We start from the raw sequence: 18,041 nt of genomic DNA on the forward strand, positions 1-18,041 counted from the left end.
CGGAAGGCAAGGTCATCTCCCACCCGGAGAGCGCGCTGGAAGTGTGCCGCCAGTCGGATTTCGTCGGCTCCACCGAATACATCATCAAGGTGGTCAAGGAATCCGCTCCCGGCACCCGCTGGCTGGTGGGCACCGAGCTCAACCTCGTCAATCGCCTCGCCGAAGAGGTGAAGCACGAGGGCAAGATCGTCCAGTTCATGGCGCCCACCGTCTGCATGTGCTCGACCATGCAACGCATCGATCCGCAGCATCTGGCCTGGACCCTCGAGAACCTCGCAGACGGCAACGTGGTCAACCGGATCACCGTGCCCGAACACGAAGCCGCGCTGGCCAAGGTCGCCCTGGAGCGGATGCTCGCCGTCTCCTGACGCGTGCCCTGCCCCGCCCCTCAAGACGGCGCCTGCGGGCGCCGTTTTCACGGGTGCGCCGGGCGTGCCAAAGCCGCCCCGAACGCGCAGAATGAAGAAAAACGGGAGATTCGATGAGCACCCTGCGCATCTGCACCTACAACATCCACAAAGGCTTTTCCCAGTTCAACCGGCGCCTCTCGATCCACGACCTGCGTGAGCGGCTGCGCCTGCTGGGCGCCGACGTGGTCTTCCTGCAGGAAGTCCAGGGCATGCACCTGCGCCACGCCCAGCAGCACGCCAACTGGCCCGGCCTGCCGCAGCACGAGTTCCTCGCCCGCGACATGTGGCATCAAACAGCCTACGGCGGCAACGCGATCTACGACCACGGCCACCACGGCAACGCCATCCTGAGCCGCCACCCCATCCTCTCCCAGGCCAACCAGGATGTCTCGGACCACCGCTTCGAGAGCCGCGGCCTGCTCCACTGCGAGATCCAGGTGGACGGCGTGGCGAGCCCGGTGCACTGCGTGTGCGTGCACCTGGGCCTCACCGCCGGCAGCCGGCGGCGCCAGATGGCAGCGCTGGTCAGGCGCCTCGACGAACTCGCCCCGAACGGCGCGCCGGTCATCATCGCCGGCGATTTCAACGACTGGCGCAACCATGCCGACGACTGCCTCACCAGCCAGCTCGGCGTCACCGAAGCCTTCGCGTCGATCCGCGGCCGGCCGGCCCGCAGCTTTCCGAGCACCCTGCCGGTGCTGCGCCTCGACCGCATCTACGTGCGCGGCTTTGCGGTGGACAAGGTCGAGGTGCATTACGGCCAGCCCTGGAGCCGCATCTCCGACCACGCGGCATTGACCGCCCAGCTGCGGCCGCAATGAACGTCGACTGGCTGCCCGGCAACGCCCTCACGCTGCTGGAGAACGGCGCCGAGTTTTTCCCCGCCCTGGAAGCCGCCATCGACGGCGCCGGGCACGAGATCTTCCTCGAGACCTACATCTTCGCCGACGACGAAACCGGCCACCGCATCGCCGCCGCCCTGCGCCGGGCCGCCGCCCGGGGCGTGGCGGTGCGCCTGCTGGTGGATGGCTTCGGCGGGCGCGAGTTCGTCGCCGCGCTGATGGACGAGCTGATCGCTGCCGGGGTGAATGTACTGATCTACCGCCGCGAGATGGCCGCCTTTTCGCTCCAGCGCCATCGCCTGCGCCGGCTGCACCGCAAGCTGGCGGTCATCGACGGGCGGATCGCCTTCGTGGGTGGCATCAACATCATCAGCGACTACAACCACGACGACCCGAGCCTCATCACCCCGCGCCAGGATTTTTCGGTGCGCGTCGAAGGGCCGCTCCTCGGCCCCATCCACCGCACCGCCAGCCGGGTGTGGGAGCTCGTCGCGTGGGCCTCGTTCCGCCGCCGGGCGCGCCTCACCGGCAGCCCGCCGGCCTGCCCGCTGCCCTGCGGCACGGTTGAAGCCGGCTTCCTGATCCGCGACAACATCCGCCACCGTCACGACATCGAGGACGCCTATCTGGTCGCCATCGCCGCCGCCCGGCGGGAGATCATCCTCGCCAACGCCTACTTCCTGCCCGGCCGGCGCTTCCGTCAGGCCTTGCTCACCGCCGCCCGGCGCGGGGTGAACGTCATCCTGATCACCCAGGGCTGGACCGACCATCCGCTCCAGCAGCGGGCCACCCGCGCGCTGTACGGGCAGTTCCTCGCCGGCGGCGTACGCATCTTCGAATACCACCTGAGCCACCTCCACGCCAAGGTGGCGGTGGTGGACGAACGCTGGGCCACGGTTGGCTCGTCCAACATCGATCCCTTCAGCCTGCTGCTGGCCCGGGAAGCCAACGTGGTGGTACGCGACGACGCCTTTGCAGGCGATCTCCACCATCGCCTCCGACGGGTGATGAAGGACGGCAGCCGCGAGATCTCCGCCGTCGACTGGCAGCGCGGCCCGCGCCTGCAGCGGCTCATCAACTGGGTGGCCTACGGCCTCGTGCGGCTGATGATCGGCCTTGCCGGCTACGGCGGACGGCACTGAACGGCGGGGAATAGGAAATGGGGAGTGGGAAGTGGGAGAATCCCGCCCATTCCCCATTACCGACCTCCCACGCCCGACCATGTATCCCGCACCAAGCTTCGAATCCAAGATCTGCCCGCCCGACCAGCTCGCCGCCCGCGTCGCCAGCCTGCCGCGGCCGCTGGTGTTCACCAACGGCTGCTTCGACATCCTGCATCGCGGCCACGTCACCTACCTGGGCCAGGCCCGGGCGCTGGGCGCCGCGATGGTCGTCGCCCTCAACAGCGACGCCTCGGTGCGTCGCCAGGGCAAGGGCGATGATCGCCCGATCAACACCCTCGAAGACCGCCTGGCGGTGATGGCCTCCCTGGGCTGCGTCGATCTGGTCACCTGGTTCGACGAGGACACGCCCATCGCCCGCATCCTCGAATGCCAGCCCGACGTGCTGGTCAAGGGCGGCGACTGGCCGGTCGATCGCATTGTCGGCGCCCCCGAAACCCTCGCCCGGGGCGGCAGCGTGCATTCCATCCCCTTCGAGCACCAGCGCTCCACCACGTCGCTGCTCGAGAAGATCCGCCGGCTTTGATCGCCGCCGCAACCCGTGCTTTGCTTATTCCAATTTCAGCTATTGATCCGGATCAAGTAACACTAGAATTAATTAGTGATTGAACGCCATACCGGGAAGGAAAACCACAATGCGCATCGCCAACAACGTCGCCGAGCTGGTCGGCAACACCCCGCTGGTCAAGCTGAACCGTCTGGCCCCCGCCAGCGGCGCCACCGTCGCCCTCAAGCTGGAGTTCTTCAACCCGGCCCACAGCGTGAAGGACCGCATCGCCGTGGCGATGCTCGACGCCGCCGAAGCCGCCGGCAAGATCAAGCCCGACACCATCGTGCTCGAACCCACCTCCGGCAACACCGGCATCGGCCTCGCGATGGTCTGTGCCGCCCGCGGCTACAAGTGCGCCTTCGTGATGCCCGAAACCATGAGCCGCGAGCGCAAGCTGCTGCTCAAGGCCTACGGGGCCGACCTGATCCTCGCCCCCGGCCCCGAAGGCATGCCCGGCGCGATCAAGAAGGCCGAGGAGCTCGCCGCCGCCGACAGCCGCTACTTCATCCCGCAACAGTTCGACAACCCCGCCAACCCGGCCATCCACCGGGCCACCACCGCCGAGGAAATCTGGGCCGACACCGATGGTCAGGTGGACATCTTCGTGGCTGGCGTGGGCACGGGCGGCACCGTCACCGGTGTCGGCGAAACCCTCAAGGCGAAGAAGCCCGGCGTCAAGGTCGTGGCCGTCGAGCCCGCCGCCAGCCCGGTGCTGTCGGGTGGCGCGCGCGGCCCGCATCCGATCCAGGGCATCGGCGCCGGCTTCGTGCCGGGCATCCTCAACACCACCGTCTACGACGAAGTGGTGCAGGTGCCCAACGACGCGGCCCTCGACACCGCCCGCCGTCTCGCTAAGGATGAAGGCCTGCTGGTCGGCATCTCCTCGGGCGCCGCCGTGTGGGCCGCGCTGCAGGTGGCCGAGCGCCCCGAGAACGCCGGCAAGCTGATCGTGGTCATCATTCCGTCCTTCGGCGAGCGCTATCTCTCCACCGTGCTGTTCCAGCACCTGGAAGTCTGAGCGCCGCTCGCATCCACCCGCGGGGGCTGGCGTTCGCGTCCGCCCCCGCGGGCCGTTTACACTGGCCTCCTTTCATCCTCCGGCAGAACCCCGCGTGAGCCCCTTCGACTTCTCCACCGGCCCCGACCGCGCCGGCTCCGACAGCATCAAATGGCGCCGCTACGCCGGCCGGGACGTGATCCCCATGTGGGTCGCCGACATGGATTTCGCCGCCCCGCCGCCGGTGCTCGACGCCCTGCGCGCCCGCCTCGACCACGGCGTGTTCGGCTACGCCGACCCGTGGCCCTCGGTGCTGGATGCGGTGATCGAAGGCATCGCCCGCGACCACGGCTGGCGCATCGAGCCCGAGTGGCTGGTATGGCTGCCGGGTGTCGTCACCGGCTTCAACATCGCCGCGCGAGCCGTCGGCCAGCCCGGCGACGGCATCTTCACCGCCACGCCGGTGTACCCGCCCTTCCTCCACGCGCCGGCCCATTCCGATCGCCGCCTCGTCACCACCCCGCTGGTGCAGAACGGCACGCGCTGGGAATGGGACTGGTCCCGCACCGAGGCCGCCGTGGCCGACGGCGTGCGCCTCTTCATGCTGTGCAACCCGCACAACCCGGTGGGCCGCGTGTTCGACCGGGATGAACTCGGCCGCATCGCCCAGCTTGCCGAACGCCACGATCTGGTCATCTGCTCCGACGAGATCCACTGCGGCCTGGTGCTCGATCCGGCCACGCCCCACATCCCCATCGCCGCGCTGGACGAAGCCGTCGCCCGGCGCACCATCACCCTGATGGCACCCTCCAAGACCTGGAACATCCCGGCCCTCTACTGCGCCTTCGCGATCATCCCCGACGCCGCGCTCCGCGCCCGCTACAAGCGCGCCATGGCCGGCATCGTGCCCCACGTGAATGTGCTCGGCCTCACCGCCACCGAGGCCGCCTACCGGGATTGCGGCCCCTGGCGCGAAGCCCTCATCGACACCCTGCGGGCCAACGCCGCGCGGGTGGTCGAGGTGATCGACGCCCTCCCCGGCCTCGCCACTACGCCCATCGAGGCCACCTACCTGGCGTGGATCGACTGCCGGGATTTCCTCCAGGCGCGGGGCATCGCCAACGCCGCGGCCCACTTCGAAGCCCACGGCATCGGCCTCTCCGACGGCAAGGATTTCGGCCTGCCGGGCTTCGTACGCCTCAACTTCGGCTGCCCGCCGAGTCGGCTTGAAGAAGGCCTGGCCCGCATCGCCCGCGCGGTGGCCTGACGCCCCGTGAGCGCTCATCCGCGCCCGGGCCTGCCCCGAGATTTCAAGCTCTACCTGCTGATCAGCGTCATCGGCGCCATCGTCCATTTCGGGCAGGGCGTGGCGGTGGGCTGGTCGGTGTATGAGCAGACCGGCTCGCCGATGGCCCTCGGCCTCGTCGGCGTCGCCCAGTTCCTGCCGATCCTGATCTTCTTCCTGCCCGCCGGGCATGTGGCCGACCGCTTCGAGCGGCGCCGGGTGATCGTCGCCAGCCTCGTCCTCACTGCCAGCGCCACGCTGCTGCTGGCGCTGGCCGCGGGGCTGCACCTGAGCGTGGGCTGGACCTACGCCGCGCTGGTCGCCTCCGGCTGCGCCCAGATCGTAAACCGCCCCGCGCGGGATGCGCTGATGCCCGCGCTGGTCCCTCCGGGCCAGCTCGCGCCCGCCATCGCGCTGGCGTCGTCGCTGCATCAGGTGGCCTCGATGGCCGCCCCGGCGGTGGCTGGCATGGTGCTCGCGGCCTTCCATTCGGCCCTGCCGATCCACGCCGCCAACTGTGCGCAGTCCCTCGTCGCCCTCGGCGCCACGCTGGCGATCCGCCAGCGCTCCCGCGGGCAGCCCGCCACTGTTGGCGCCGGCCGGCTGGCCGAGGTGCTGGCCGGCTTCACCCACGTGTGGCGCACCCGCCTGCTGCTGGCGGTGATGAGCGTCGACCTCGTGGCCGTGTTGTTCGGCGGCGCGGTGGCCCTGCTGCCGATCTACGCCAAGGACATCCTGCAGGTCGGCCCTGCCGGGTTGGGCATCCTCAGCACCGCGCCTGCTGTGGGCGCCGCCACCGCCGGGCTGCTGATCGCCCGCTTCGGCGTGGCGCTGGACGCCCGGCTGTTCCTCGGCGCAGTGGGCGGCTTCGGGCTGATGACCGTCGTCTTCGGGCTGTCCACGTCCTTCCCCCTGTCGCTGGTGGCGCTGGCGCTGCTGGGCGGGCTCGACAGCATCAGCGTGGTGATCCGCCAGACGGTGATCCAGCAGGCCACGCCGGATGCCCTGCGCGGCCGGGTCGGCGCGGTCAATCGCGTCTTCATCAGCTCGTCGAACGAGCTGGGCGCCCTCGAATCCGGTCTCCTGGCAGCGCTGGCCGGGCCGGTGGCGGCGGTGGTCGGCGGCGGCCTCGTCACCCTGCTGGTGGCCGCGGCGAGCCCCCGCGTCTTCCCCCAGCTAAAATTGTTGCGGCGCAGCGTAAACACCTGATCCAACAGCATTTTCTGATATAACTCAAATCAGCCAGGCCATCCGGGCGCATACTCGTGACGTGACTCCCGCAGGAGACGTCCGTGCCCACCACTCCCCTCGCCGCGCCGGCCGACCTTGACGGCGTACTGCAGCGACACCAGCACAACCCGACCCGCCTGCTGCAGATCCTCATCGACGCCCAGGATCTGACCGGCTGGCTGCCGGCCCCGACCCTCACCCACATCGCCGCCGCCCTCGGCATCCCCCGCGCCCGGGTCGAAGGCGTCGCCGGCTTCTACAGCTTCCTGTACACCCGGCCGGTCGGTCGCTACCGGGTGCTGTTCTCCGACAACATCACCGACCGCATGCTCGGCAACGACGGGCTGATGGACGCCCTGTGCCGCAAGCTGTGGGTCGAGCCCGGCAAGCTGTCGGAAGACGGCCTGGTGAGCGTGGCCACCACCTCCTGCACCGGCCTGTGCGACCAGGGGCCGGCGATCCTCGTCAATGGGCTCGCCATCGGGCAGCTGAGCCACCAGCGCATCAACGAGATCGCCGAACTCATCCGCCAGCAACGTCCGCTTGATCTGTGGCCGGCGGAGTACTTCCGGGTGGACGACAACATCCGCCGCAAGGACGCCCTGCTGAATCTCCAGATGCCACTGGGCGACGCCCTGCGTGCCGCCATCGCCCGCGGCCGCGACGGCTGGCTGGGGGAGATGCGCGCCTCGCGCCTGCGCGGCCGGGGCGGCGCCGGGTTTGCCACCGCAGTGAAGTGGGAGAGCGCCCGCAACGCGCCGGGCGCCGACAAGGTCATCGTCTGCAACGCCGACGAAGGCGAGCCCGGCACCTTCAAGGATCGCGTGCTCCTCAACAGCTATGCCGATCTGGTCTTCGAGGGCATGACCCTCGCCGCCTGGGCCATCGGCGCAAGCGAAGGCTTCCTGTACCTGCGCGGCGAGTACCGCTACCTGCGCCCGCAGCTCGAAGCCGTGCTGGCCCGCCGCCGCGAGGCCGGGCTGCTCGGCACCGCCATCCTCGGCACGCCGGGCTTCGACTTCGACATCCAGATCCACCTGGGCGCCGGCGCCTACGTGTGCGGCGAGGAATCCGCGCTCATCGAATCCCTCGAGGGCAAGCGCGGCACCCCGCGCATCCGCCCGCCCTTCCCGGTGGTGAAGGGCTACCTCGGCCGGCCGACGGCGGTGAACAACGTCGAGACCCACGCCAAGACCTGCCTCATCGCCCTTTACGGCGGCGAAGCCTTCGCCGACACAGGCACCGCCCAATCCACCGGCACCAAGCTGCTGTCCATCTCCGGCGACTGCGCCGCGCCGGGCATCTACGAATATCCCTTCGGCGTGCCCATCACCCGCATCCTCGAAGACTGCGGCGCCAGCGACACCCAGGCCGTGCAGGTGGGCGGCGCGGCGGGCATCTGCCTCGCCAACTACGAGTTCCACCGCCACATCGCCTACGAAGACGTGCCCACCGCCGGCGCCTTCATGATCTTCGACGGCAGCCGCGACCTCTTCGACGTGGCCCGCGCCTTCGTGCATTTCTTCGCCCACGAGAGCTGCGGCTTCTGCACCCCGTGCCGGGTCGGCACCGCGCTGCTCAAGGGCTTCATGGACAAGCTGGCCGACGGCCACGGCGCCCGGGCCGATCTCAACGACATCGAATGGCTCGACCGCCTGCTCAAGAACGCCAGCCACTGCGGCCTCGGCAGCGCGGCGCCGAACCCGGTGATCGACACCCTGCAGAAGTTCCGCCCGGCCTACGAGCGGCGGCTGGTGTCGCTGGATTTCGAGCCCGCCTTCGATCTCGACGCCGCACTGGCCGAAGCCCGCCAGCTCACCGCCCGCGACGACCCCGGCGCCCACCTGAAGACCCATGAGGAGGATGCGCGATGAAACAGTTTCTCCTCGACGGCCAGCCCGTGCCGTTTGAAGACGGCCAGACCATCCTCGAAGCCGCCCGGGCCGCCGGCCATTACATCCCCAGCCTGTGCTGGCACAAGGATTTTCCGCCCCACGGCAGCTGCAAGCTGTGCGTGGTGAAGAGCGCCGGCCGGCACGTCTCGGCCTGTGCCACGCCCGCCAAAGATGGCGCCGAGGTGGAGAGCAACACCCCCGAGATGAACGGCGAGCGCCGCGGCATCCTGCAGATGCTGTTCGTCGAGGGCAACCACTTCTGCCCGTCCTGCGAGATGAGCGGCAACTGCGAGCTGCAGGCGCTGGGCTACGAGTACGAGATGCTCACCCCGCGCTTCCGGCACTTCTTCCCGGACCGCCCGGTGGACGCCTCGCACCCGGACGTACTGCTGGATTTCAACCGCTGCATCTTCTGCGAGCTGTGCGTGCGCGCCAGCCGCGATATCGACGGCAAGTCGGTGTTCGCCCTCACCGGCCGCGGCATCGACAAGCATCTGGTGGTCAATGCCGAATCCGGCCGCCTGGCCGACACCGACTTCACCAAGGACGACCGCGCCGCGAACATCTGCCCGGTGGGCGTGATCCTGCCCAAGCGCACCGGCTTTGCAGTGCCCATCGGCGAACGCAGCTTCGACACCAGCACGATCAGCGCCAGAACGCTGAAGGAGGAGTCATGAACATGAGCGTCCACGCCAGGCCGCCCGAAGTGGGCGCGAACCCTTCTTCGGGGAGGGTAAAGCAGGGGTTTCGCGGTGCACCGCACCGCACCTGCGGAAAGGCTTGGCAGTGCAGAGCCAAGCCTCCGTCACGCAGTGACCGGAGGGCCGCTCCATGAACGCCCCCCGCAAGCTGCGCGTCGCCACCACCTCGCTGGCCGGCTGCTTTGGCTGCCACATGTCCTTCCTCGACATCGACGAGCACCTGTTCGAGCTGGTGGAGCTCATCGAATTCGACCGCTCGCCCCTCACCGACATCAAGGACGTGGGCCCCTGCGACATCGGCCTGATCGAAGGCGGCGTGTGCAACTCCGAGAACGTGCACGTGCTGCGCGAGTTTCGCCGCAACTGCAAGACGCTGATCGCCCTGGGCGCCTGCGCCGTCACCGGCGGCCTGCCGGCCCAGCGCAACCACCTGTCGCTGTCCGAATGCCTGCGCGAGGTCTATCAGTTCCGCCCCGGCGTCGAGAACGGCCAGATCCCCAACGACCCGGAGTTGCCGCTGCCCCTTGACAAGGTGCGGCCGATCCACGAGGTGGTGCGCGTCGATTACTTCATCCCAGGCTGCCCGCCCTCGGGCCCGGCGATCTGGAAATTCCTCACCGACCTGATCGCCGGTCGCACCCCGCGGCTGACGGGTGGGTTGCTGCATTACGATTGAGGGGCGGCGAGGAGACATGAGCAAGAAGTGAGGAGGCCGCGCTCGAACGCTTTGCGCTGACGATCGCCAGCGCACAAGGCTCAAGAAGTCCTCCTCACTCCTCACGCCTTACTCCTCACTGCTCCAAAGGAGCACCCATGGGCTTCGAACTGGAAACCGCCGCCAACCGCGAAAACCTCCGCCGGGTTGCCATTGATCCCGTTTCACGGGTCGAAGGCCACGGCAAGGTCACTCTGCTCCTCGACGACGCGGGCCACGTGAAGGAAGCGCGGCTGCACATCGTGGAGTTTCGCGGCTTCGAGAAATTCATCCAGGGCCGGCCGTACTGGGAAGTGCCGGTGATGGTGCAACGCCTGTGCGGCATCTGCCCGGTGAGCCACCACCTGGCCGCAGCCAAGGCGCTCGACCCGGTGGTCGGCGCGGTGCCCATCACCGCCAGCGCCGAGAATATCCGCCGCCTGATGCACTACGGCCAGATCCTGCAATCCCACGCCCTGCACTTCTTCCACCTGTCGTCGCCAGACCTGTTGTTCGGGTTTGAATCGCCGGTGCAGCAGCGCAACATCGTCGGCGTGGCGTCGGCCTACCCCGAGGTGGCGCGCCAGGGCGTGCTGCTGCGCAAGTTCGGTCAGGAGGTGATCCGCATCACCGCCGGCAAGCGGGTGCACGGCACCGGCGCGATCCCCGGCGGGGTGAACAAGCTGGTGAGCCGCGAAGACCGCAACCTGCTGCGCGCCGACGCCGACCAGATGATCGCCTGGAGCCGCGACGCAGTGCATCTCGCCCGCAAGCTCCACGAGACCAACGGCGCGCTGTACGACGAGTTCGGGCTGTTCCGCAGCCACATGCTGAGCCTCGTGCGGGCCGATGGCGCCCTCGACCTCTACGACGGCGTGCTGCGCCTGCGCGACGCCCGCGGCCTCATCGTGAAGGACGGCTTGCCCTGCGCTGACTACGACGTGCATCTGCGCGAAGAGGTGAAGAGCTGGAGCTACATGAAGTTCCCGTACGTCGAGGCCCTCGGCCCCGCCAAGGGCTGGTACAAGGTCGGCCCGCTGGCGCGGGTGCAGAACTGCGACTTCATCCCCAGCCCGCTGGCCGAAACCGAGCGCCAGGCCTTCATCGAGCACGGCGAGGGCGAGCCCATCCACGCCCCCCTGGCCTACCACTGGGCGCGGATGATCGAGATGCTCCACGCCGCCGAGGTGATCCGCGATCTGCTCGACGACCCGGACATCCTCGCCGGCGAGCGCATGGCCGAAGGCCCCCGCAGCCGCGAAGGCGTCGGCATCATCGAGGCGCCCCGCGGCACGCTGATCCACCACTACCGGGTGGACGACGACGATCTGGTGAGCTACTGCAACCTCATCGTCTCCACCACCCACAACAACCAGGCCATGAACGAAGCGGTGCGTCAGGTGGCCCGCCGCTATCTCGACGGCCGCCAGCTCACCGAAGGGTTGCTGAACCACATCGAAGTCGCCATCCGCGCCTTCGACCCGTGCCTGTCGTGCGCCACCCACGCGCTCGGCAAGATGCCCCTGGCGGTCGAACTGGTAGGTGCGGATGGCAGCCTGGTGGATCGCGCCCTGAGCGGCAGCTGAGGCTGGAGATGAACGTGGTGGTGTTCGGGGTCGGCAACCCGTCGCGGGGCGACGACGCCCTCGGCCCGCGGCTGATGGCGGAACTCGAAGCCGTGGCCCGGCCCGGCGTGCGGCTGGTGGAGGATTTTCAGCTGCAGGTCGAGCACGCCCTCGATCTGGACGGCGCCGCGCTGGCGCTCTTCATCGACGCGGGCACCGGCACACCGGCGCCCTTCACCTTTGCGGAGATCCAGCCCCGCGCCAGCCGTGCGGTGAGCAGCCACGCCCTAGACCCTGCCGCCGTGCTGCAGGTCTTCCGGGACGTGCGGCAGACGCCGCCACCACCGGCCTTCGTGCTGTGCGTGAGAGGGGAATCCTTCGAACTCGGCGCGCCCCTCAGCGAGGCGGCCGAACACAATCTGACGGCAGCCCGGCAATGGCTCGCCAACTGCCTCGCCAACCCGACGCCAGCGCACTGGCGCCAGCTGGCCGGGGATCTGGCGCTTACGCCCTGACCGCCTGACGGCGACGGCCGTACTCGTCCAGCAGCAGCGCCATGGCGTGATCGGCGCCGTCCGCCAGCCGCGCCGGGTTACGCATCTGCACCACCAGCGCCACCTGCCCGCGGCCTTCGACCACGCGCCCGCCACGCACCAGCATCAGGTGGTCACAGGACAGTTCGTGCCACACCGGCGCCAGCGCATCGATCTCCACCTCCAGCATGCAGCTGCGGGTCGCCAACCAGGCGCTCATCTCCGCCGCGAAGGCCTCGCACGAGATCACCCGCTCGGACTCGCCACAGCGGCCAAAGCCACCCGCCCACGCGAGCTCCTCGTGGATGCTGTGGCCATCCGCCGCAATGAGGCCGATGGCAACCCGATCGGCGCCCAGCGCCCGATGCAGCTGACGCAGCGCCCGCAGGCTGGCAAAACGGAAATCCTCCAGATGCCGCACCAACGCGGCACCGGTGATCGCGGCCTCCGTAACCGGATCGCTCGCGCCCCATTTTCCGCCCTCATCCGGAACGGAACACAGGCTGTCTGGCATGGACCAACGGATCTGTTCACTGCGCAACATTCTCTCACCTGCTTTTGGGGCACATCGGATGAAGAGCCGATCCGGACAGAAACCGCCTGCCGCGCACCCGGCTCACAAAACTTCATTTTTATAAAAACCAATGCAGTTTTTATAAATTCACACGCAATCGTTATATGTCGATAAATTTCACATTGATCACGATATGCGCCTGGAGAACTTATCCACGGCGACGTGCGATTTAACGAAATTTTATAAATCAGATGAATATTTTGACGTGCGTTATTACGCACCGGACGCTAACGGATCGGGAAAATGTCACGGACTGAGTCGACATTTTCGGCGAGCGGCATCCGCGGAGCGCCGGAGAAGGGGTGGAGGGCAATGACAGACGGGCCATGACAAGCGCCCAAAAGAAAACGGCCGGCAAAAGCCGGCCGTCTGGAAGACAGGACGATCAGGCCGCTCGACCGCGGCGCTGCATGGCCATGATCTTGGCCTGGACATAGCCCTTCAGCTCGCGGAAAGGCACGGGCTTGCTGTAGAAGATGACGTCCGGGGGCAGGCCGCCGTTCTCGAGGATCTCGTCCTCGGTGAGGCCGCTGACCACCACGATGTCGAGCTCCTGGAGCTGGGGGTCGGCGCGCAGGCGGCGGATCATCTCAAAACCGTCGATGCCGGGCATGCGCAAGTCGGTGATGAGCAGATCGGGCGGCACGCGGCCAATCTCCAGCAGACCATCGATACCGCTGGACACCAGGCGGATCTGCAGCGGCAGGCCCCATGACGACAGGGTGTGCTCGTAGAGCTTCTGCAGGATGCGGTCATCCTCGGCCACCAGCACCTGAAGGCTGTTGGCCGCCGGGCGTGGCTGGCTCTGAGGGCTGCCGGCCATCGAACGGGCGCGGAACTCCTCGATCGAGCTGACACGGATGCGCCGATGCCCGCCAGCCGTCTTCCAACCCTCCAGCTGGCCGTTTTCGACCATCTGCTGGACGGTACCCAAAGACAATCCAAGACGCTGGGCGGCTTCGGAAGTACTGCAATATTCCTTTTCAGGCGTTTCGGGCGTGACGGCCATGAGTCAATCGGGAGAAAAGAACAAACGATTCAAGGGATGGTAACGGTTTTGTCATTCGGGGCTCGCTACCGGATCCGACCCCAGGGGAACGATTCTGGCAGACTGCTGACGAGACCCGAAGAGTGTAATCAAACACCCTTCTTTATCAAAATCAGTAATTACACTAAATCACCACCCCGGATTGAACAACAATAGCAAACAAAATCTCTTTTACAAGCCAGATTGTTCACCGGACAAAACAATAAAACCTAATGCCTCCCGCTACAGGCGGAACTGGCCGGCGGCGGTTGATCTATAACTAAAGTGTAGCAGCTTGGCCCGGCGACACGGCAAGAACCGCATGACCGCTAGGCGCCGGCAGGGCGTGAACACAGACGCCAAAAAACAGAACAGCGTGGCAGGTGATGCCACGCTGTGGGGAAAACATGACCGGCAGGCGCCGGATCAGAACGGAATGTCGTCGTCGAAATCGCCGAATCCACCACCGCCAGCCGGCTTCTTCGGGGCCGGGGGTGCGCTCGGCGCGGGCGCCCCGCCACCGTAACCACCACCACCGCCGCCACCGCCATAACCACCCGCATCGCGGCTGCCACCACCACCGCCGCCGTAGCTGCCTTCATTGCGGGCCGGTGCGTCGCCGCCGCCCATGCCCTGACGGCTGCCGAGCATCTTCATCTCGTCGGCGCGGATCTCGGTGGTGTAACGATCCTGGCCGTCCTTGTCCTGCCACTTGCGGGTGCGCAGCGAGCCTTCCACGTACACCTGGCTCCCCTTGCGCAGGTACTGGCCGGCGATCTCGGCGAGCTTGCCGAAGAACACCACGCGATGCCATTCGGTGGCCTCGCGCTTCTCGCCGGTGGCCTTGTCGCGCCAGTTGTCGGTGGTGGCCAGCGTGATGTTGCAGATCGCGTCGCCACTCGGGGCGTAGCGGGTTTCGGGATCCTTGCCCAGGTTGCCGATAAGAATCACCTTGTTGACCGAAGCCATATGTCTCTCCTGAAAAATTCGGTTGGGGCGGTCAGGCCGCGGCGGCCACGCGACGGGCCGGCGGCGGCGCCATGCCGCTGGCGAGGATCAGCCACGCCACGGCCAGCCCGCAGCCCAGCAGCGACACCGCGCCGGGGCCCACGTGCTGGGCCAGCCAGCCGCCCAGGGCGCCGCCGACGAACAGCCCGACGGACTGCAGCGTGTTGTACACCCCCAGCGCCGTGCCCTTGGCGTGGGCCGGGGCGATCTTGGAAATCCACGACGGCTGGGTGGCTTCCAGCACATTGAATGCCACGAAGAACAGCGTCAGCAGGATCGCCAGCGGCCACATCCCGGCGCTGCCTTCCACGTAGAGCCCGATCTGGACCACCAGCAGCAGGCCGATCGCGGCGTTGAAAATCGGTTTCATCTTGCCGCGCTTCTCGGCCACGATGATCGCCGGCACCATCACCACGAAGGACAGCAGCACCGCCGGCAGATAGACCTTCCAGTGCTCGGCGATGGGCAGCCCGGCGGCCACCAGCCCGGCCGGCACCAGCACCCACATGGCGGTCTGCATCAGGTGCAGGGCGAACACGCCGAAGTTGAGGCGCATCAGCTGGCCATTGGCGAGCACTTCGCTGAAGCGCCCCACGGCCCGCGGCACCGGCGGCGCGGCGGGCACGATGAAGAGGATGGTGAAGACCGCCGCCACGGCCAGCGCGGCGGTGAGCCAGAACAGCCCGCTCATGCCGATCACGGCGTAGAGGAGCGGCGCGGCCACCATCGACACCGCGAACACCAGCCCGATCGACGATCCGATCATCGCCATCACCTTGGTGCGGTGCTGGTCGCGGGTGAGGTCGGCCGCCAGCGCGGTGACCGCCGCCGAGATGGCGCCGGCGCCCTGCAGCACGCGGCCGATGACCACCGTCTGCACGTCCTGGGCCATCGCCGCGACCACGCTGCCGATCACGAACAGCAGCAGCCCGACGACGATCACCGGCTTGCGGCCGAAACGGTCGGAAGCGGCGCCGAAGGGAATCTGCAGGAAGGCCTGGGTGAGGCCGTAGGCGCCGATGGCCATGCCGACCAGTGCGGTGTTGTCGCCGCCGGGCATGCCGTGGGCGTGGACCGCAAACACCGGCAGGATCAGGAACAGGCCGAGCATGCGCAGCGCGAAGATCGCGGCCAGCGAAAGGCCAGCGCGGCGTTCGGCCGGGCTCATCGTGTCGTTGTCAGAGGAAGCCATGAAACGTGCTGCGTGGGGAGGGGCAAGAGGCGTATATTAACAGGTTGCCCAAACCCCGAACGCCCCATGGACGCCATCCGAATCCGCGGTGCCCGCACCCACAACCTCAAGAACATCGCCCTCGACATTCCGCGCAACCGGCTCACGGTGATCACCGGCCTGTCCGGGTCGGGCAAGAGCTCCCTGGCCTTCGACACCCTCTACGCCGAGGGCCAGCGCCGCTACGTGGAATCCCTGTCGGCCTACGCGCGGCAGTTCCTGCAGCTGATGGAAAAGCCCGATGTCGATCTGATCGAAGGCCTCTCGCCGGCGATCTCCATCGAGCAGAAGGCCACCAGCCACAACCCGCGCTCCACCGTCGGCACCGTCACCGAGATCCACGACTACCTGCGCCTGCTCTACGCTCGCGCCGGCACGCCCCACTGCCCGGATCACCCCGAGCACGCGCTGGAAGCCCAGAGCGTCTCCCAGATGGTCGACGCGGTGCTGGCCCTGCCCGAAGAAACCAAGCTGATGATCGTCGCGCCAGTGATCTCCGGCCGCAAGGGCGAGCAGGCCGATCTGTTCTCCGAGCTGCGCGCCCAGGGTTTCGTGCGGGTGCGCGTGGATGGCGTGGTGCACGAGATCGACGCCATGCCGGCACTCGACAAGAACCGCCGCCACAACGTGGAAGTGGTCGTCGACCGCCTCAAGGTGCGCCAGGATCTGCGCGGGCGCATCGCCGAATCCTTCGAGACCGCCCTCACCCACGCCGAAGGCCGCGCCATCGCCGTCGAGATGGACACCGGCACCGAGCACCTGTTCTCCGCCAAGTTTGCCTGTCCGGTGTGCAGCTTCGCGCTGGCCGAGCTCGAACCGCGGCTGTTCTCCTTCAACAACCCGATGGGCGCCTGCCCCCGCTGCGACGGCCTCGGGCAGGTGGAGTTCTTCGATCCGGATCGCGTCGTGATCCACCCGGATCTGTCGCTGGCCTCCGGCGCCATCCGCGGCTGGGACCGGCGCAACCAGTTCTACTTCCAGCTGCTCGCCAGCCTCGCCGACCACTACAGCTTCGACATCGACACGCCCTTCGAGGCGCTGCCGGCGCAGATCCGCCATGTGGTGCTGCACGGCTCGGGCCGCGACAAGATCGCCTTCCGCTATCTCGCCGACGGCGGCAAGGCGGTGCTCAAGGAGCACGCCTTTGAAGGCATCATCCCCAACCTCGAGCGCCGCTACCGCGAGACCGACTCCCTCGCCGTGCGCGAGGAGCTCGCCAAGTACCGGGCCAACTGCCCGTGCCCCAGCTGCCACGGCACCCGCCTGCGCACCGAGGCGCGCTTCGTGCTGATCGGCGATCGCAACCTGTCGGAGGTCAGCCGCCTGCCGCTGGCCCACTGCAAGGCCTTCTTCGACGGCCTCAACATGACCGGCCAGCGTGCCCAGGTGGCGGAAAAGATCGTCAGCGAGATCTCCAGCCGGCTGCAGTTCCTCATCAACGTGGGGCTGGATTACCTCTCGCTGGACCGCTCCGCCGACACCCTCTCGGGCGGCGAAGCCCAGCGCATCCGCCTCGCCAGCCAGATCGGCTCCGGCCTCACCGGCGTGATGTACGTGCTCGACGAGCCCTCCATCGGCCTGCACCAGCGCGACAACGACCGCCTACTCGAAACCCTGCGCCGCCTGCGCGACATGGGCAACACCGTGATCGTCGTCGAACACGACGAGGACGCCATCCGGATGGCCGACTACGTGGTCGACATGGGCCCCGGCGCCGGCGTGCACGGCGGCCAGGTGATCGCCGAAGGCAAGCCCGAAGACGTGGCCGCCCACCCGGATTCCCTCACCGGCGCCTACCTTTCCGGCACCCGCTCCATCGCCGTGCCGGCCAGCCGCCACCCGGCCGACCCGGAGCGCGTGCTGCGCATCGAAGGCGCCACCGGCAACAACCTCAAGTCGGTCGGCGTCGAGATCCCGGTGGGGCTGTTCACCTGCGTCACCGGCGTGTCCGGCTCGGGCAAGAGCACCCTCATCAACGACACCCTCTACGCCCACGTGGCGCGCCACCTCAACGGCAGCAACGTCGAGGCGGCCCCCTGCGCGGGCATCGAGGGGCTCGACCACTTCGACAAGATCATCAACGTCGACCAGAGCCCCATCGGCCGCACGCCCCGCTCCAACCCGGCCACCTACACCGGCCTGCTCACCCCGATCCGCGACCTGTTCTCCGGCGTGCCCGAGGCCAAGGCCCGCGGCTACGGCCCGGGGCGCTTCAGCTTCAACGTCAAGGGCGGCCGCTGCGAGGCCTGCCAGGGCGACGGCATGATCAAGGTCGAGATGCACTTCCTGCCCGACATGTACGTGCCCTGCGACATCTG

Annotated in this window: 17 protein-coding genes; 13 read left to right on the forward strand and 4 right to left on the reverse strand. The window is 67.9% G+C overall.

Annotated elements, in window-relative coordinates:
- The 12 genes from nadA to Q0672_RS12830 form a co-directional block, all read left to right on the forward strand.
- On the forward strand, positions 1 to 368 hold a 368-nt coding region (gene nadA / locus Q0672_RS12775), incomplete at its 5' end, for a quinolinate synthase NadA (RefSeq protein WP_298622713.1).
- Between the two features lie 113 nt (positions 369 to 481).
- The gene (locus Q0672_RS12780; RefSeq protein ID WP_298622715.1) at positions 482 to 1,231 is read left to right on the forward strand and encodes an endonuclease/exonuclease/phosphatase family protein; all 750 of its coding nucleotides are present in this window, start codon (positions 482 to 484) and stop codon (positions 1,229 to 1,231) included.
- The gene (gene clsB, locus Q0672_RS12785; protein ID WP_298622717.1) at positions 1,228 to 2,394 is read left to right on the forward strand and encodes a cardiolipin synthase ClsB; all 1,167 of its coding nucleotides are present in this window, start codon (positions 1,228 to 1,230) and stop codon (positions 2,392 to 2,394) included. The genes Q0672_RS12780 and clsB overlap by 4 nt, the downstream gene beginning before the upstream one ends.
- A 79-nt stretch (positions 2,395 to 2,473) precedes the next feature.
- Positions 2,474 to 2,959 (forward strand): D-glycero-beta-D-manno-heptose 1-phosphate adenylyltransferase, encoded by a 486-nt coding sequence (rfaE2, locus tag Q0672_RS12790; protein WP_298622719.1) that lies wholly within the window; start codon positions 2,474 to 2,476, stop codon positions 2,957 to 2,959.
- Positions 2,960 to 3,068: 109 nt separating this feature from the next.
- On the forward strand, positions 3,069 to 4,001 hold the full coding sequence (gene cysK / locus Q0672_RS12795; protein WP_298622721.1) for a cysteine synthase A: 933 nt from the start codon (positions 3,069 to 3,071) through the stop codon (positions 3,999 to 4,001).
- Between the two features lie 94 nt (positions 4,002 to 4,095).
- Positions 4,096 to 5,247: a MalY/PatB family protein gene (locus tag Q0672_RS12800; RefSeq protein ID WP_298622723.1), complete on the forward strand. Its 1,152-nt coding sequence runs from the start codon at positions 4,096 to 4,098 to the stop codon at positions 5,245 to 5,247.
- A 6-nt stretch (positions 5,248 to 5,253) separates the two neighbouring features.
- A complete protein-coding gene (locus tag Q0672_RS12805) occupies positions 5,254 to 6,474 on the forward strand; it encodes an MFS transporter (protein WP_298622725.1) in 1,221 nt (406 codons plus the stop codon).
- 83 nt (positions 6,475 to 6,557) lie between these two features.
- Complete coding sequence (locus Q0672_RS12810) at positions 6,558 to 8,369, forward strand: NAD(P)H-dependent oxidoreductase subunit E (RefSeq protein WP_298622728.1); 1,812 nt, start codon at positions 6,558 to 6,560, stop codon at positions 8,367 to 8,369.
- Positions 8,366 to 9,067, forward strand: a complete 702-nt coding sequence (locus Q0672_RS12815; protein ID WP_298622730.1) for a 2Fe-2S iron-sulfur cluster-binding protein — start codon at positions 8,366 to 8,368, stop codon at positions 9,065 to 9,067. Before Q0672_RS12810 ends, Q0672_RS12815 begins: the two co-directional genes overlap by 4 nt.
- 154 nt (positions 9,068 to 9,221) lie before the next feature.
- Entirely contained in the window at positions 9,222 to 9,767 is a 546-nt protein-coding gene (locus Q0672_RS12820; RefSeq protein ID WP_284187476.1) for an NADP oxidoreductase, read from the forward strand.
- Positions 9,768 to 9,904: 137 nt separating this feature from the next.
- Entirely contained in the window at positions 9,905 to 11,371 is a 1,467-nt protein-coding gene (locus Q0672_RS12825; protein WP_298622735.1) for a Ni/Fe hydrogenase subunit alpha, read from the forward strand.
- A gap of 8 nt (positions 11,372 to 11,379) precedes the next feature.
- Positions 11,380 to 11,865: a hydrogenase maturation protease gene (locus tag Q0672_RS12830; RefSeq protein WP_298622737.1), complete on the forward strand. Its 486-nt coding sequence runs from the start codon at positions 11,380 to 11,382 to the stop codon at positions 11,863 to 11,865.
- Here Q0672_RS12830 and Q0672_RS12835 read toward each other — a convergent pair.
- From Q0672_RS12835 to Q0672_RS12850, 4 genes are all read right to left on the reverse strand, one after another.
- The gene (locus tag Q0672_RS12835; RefSeq protein ID WP_153161961.1) at positions 11,855 to 12,427 is read right to left on the reverse strand and encodes a hypothetical protein; all 573 of its coding nucleotides are present in this window, start codon (positions 12,425 to 12,427) and stop codon (positions 11,855 to 11,857) included. The two genes, Q0672_RS12830 and Q0672_RS12835, sit on opposite strands and share 11 nt — an antisense overlap.
- Before the next feature lie 415 nt (positions 12,428 to 12,842).
- On the reverse strand, positions 12,843 to 13,466 hold the full coding sequence (locus Q0672_RS12840) for a response regulator (protein WP_153161960.1): 624 nt from the start codon (positions 13,464 to 13,466) through the stop codon (positions 12,843 to 12,845).
- A 444-nt stretch (positions 13,467 to 13,910) separates the two neighbouring features.
- Positions 13,911 to 14,453, reverse strand: a complete 543-nt coding sequence (gene ssb, locus Q0672_RS12845; RefSeq protein ID WP_153161959.1) for a single-stranded DNA-binding protein — start codon at positions 14,451 to 14,453, stop codon at positions 13,911 to 13,913.
- A 31-nt stretch (positions 14,454 to 14,484) separates the two neighbouring features.
- On the reverse strand, positions 14,485 to 15,660 hold the full coding sequence (locus Q0672_RS12850; protein WP_298622744.1) for an MFS transporter: 1,176 nt from the start codon (positions 15,658 to 15,660) through the stop codon (positions 14,485 to 14,487).
- Positions 15,661 to 15,750: 90 nt separating this feature from the next.
- On the opposite strand from Q0672_RS12850, the gene uvrA reads away from it, so the two are divergent.
- Positions 15,751 to 18,041 (forward strand): excinuclease ABC subunit UvrA (gene uvrA / locus Q0672_RS12855; protein WP_298622742.1); only part of this gene is annotated, 2,291 nt, incomplete at its 3' end.

Origin of the sequence: uncultured Zoogloea sp., assembly GCF_937894855.1 — a bacterium.
Classification (GTDB): domain Bacteria; phylum Pseudomonadota; class Gammaproteobacteria; order Burkholderiales; family Rhodocyclaceae; genus Zoogloea; species Zoogloea oryzae.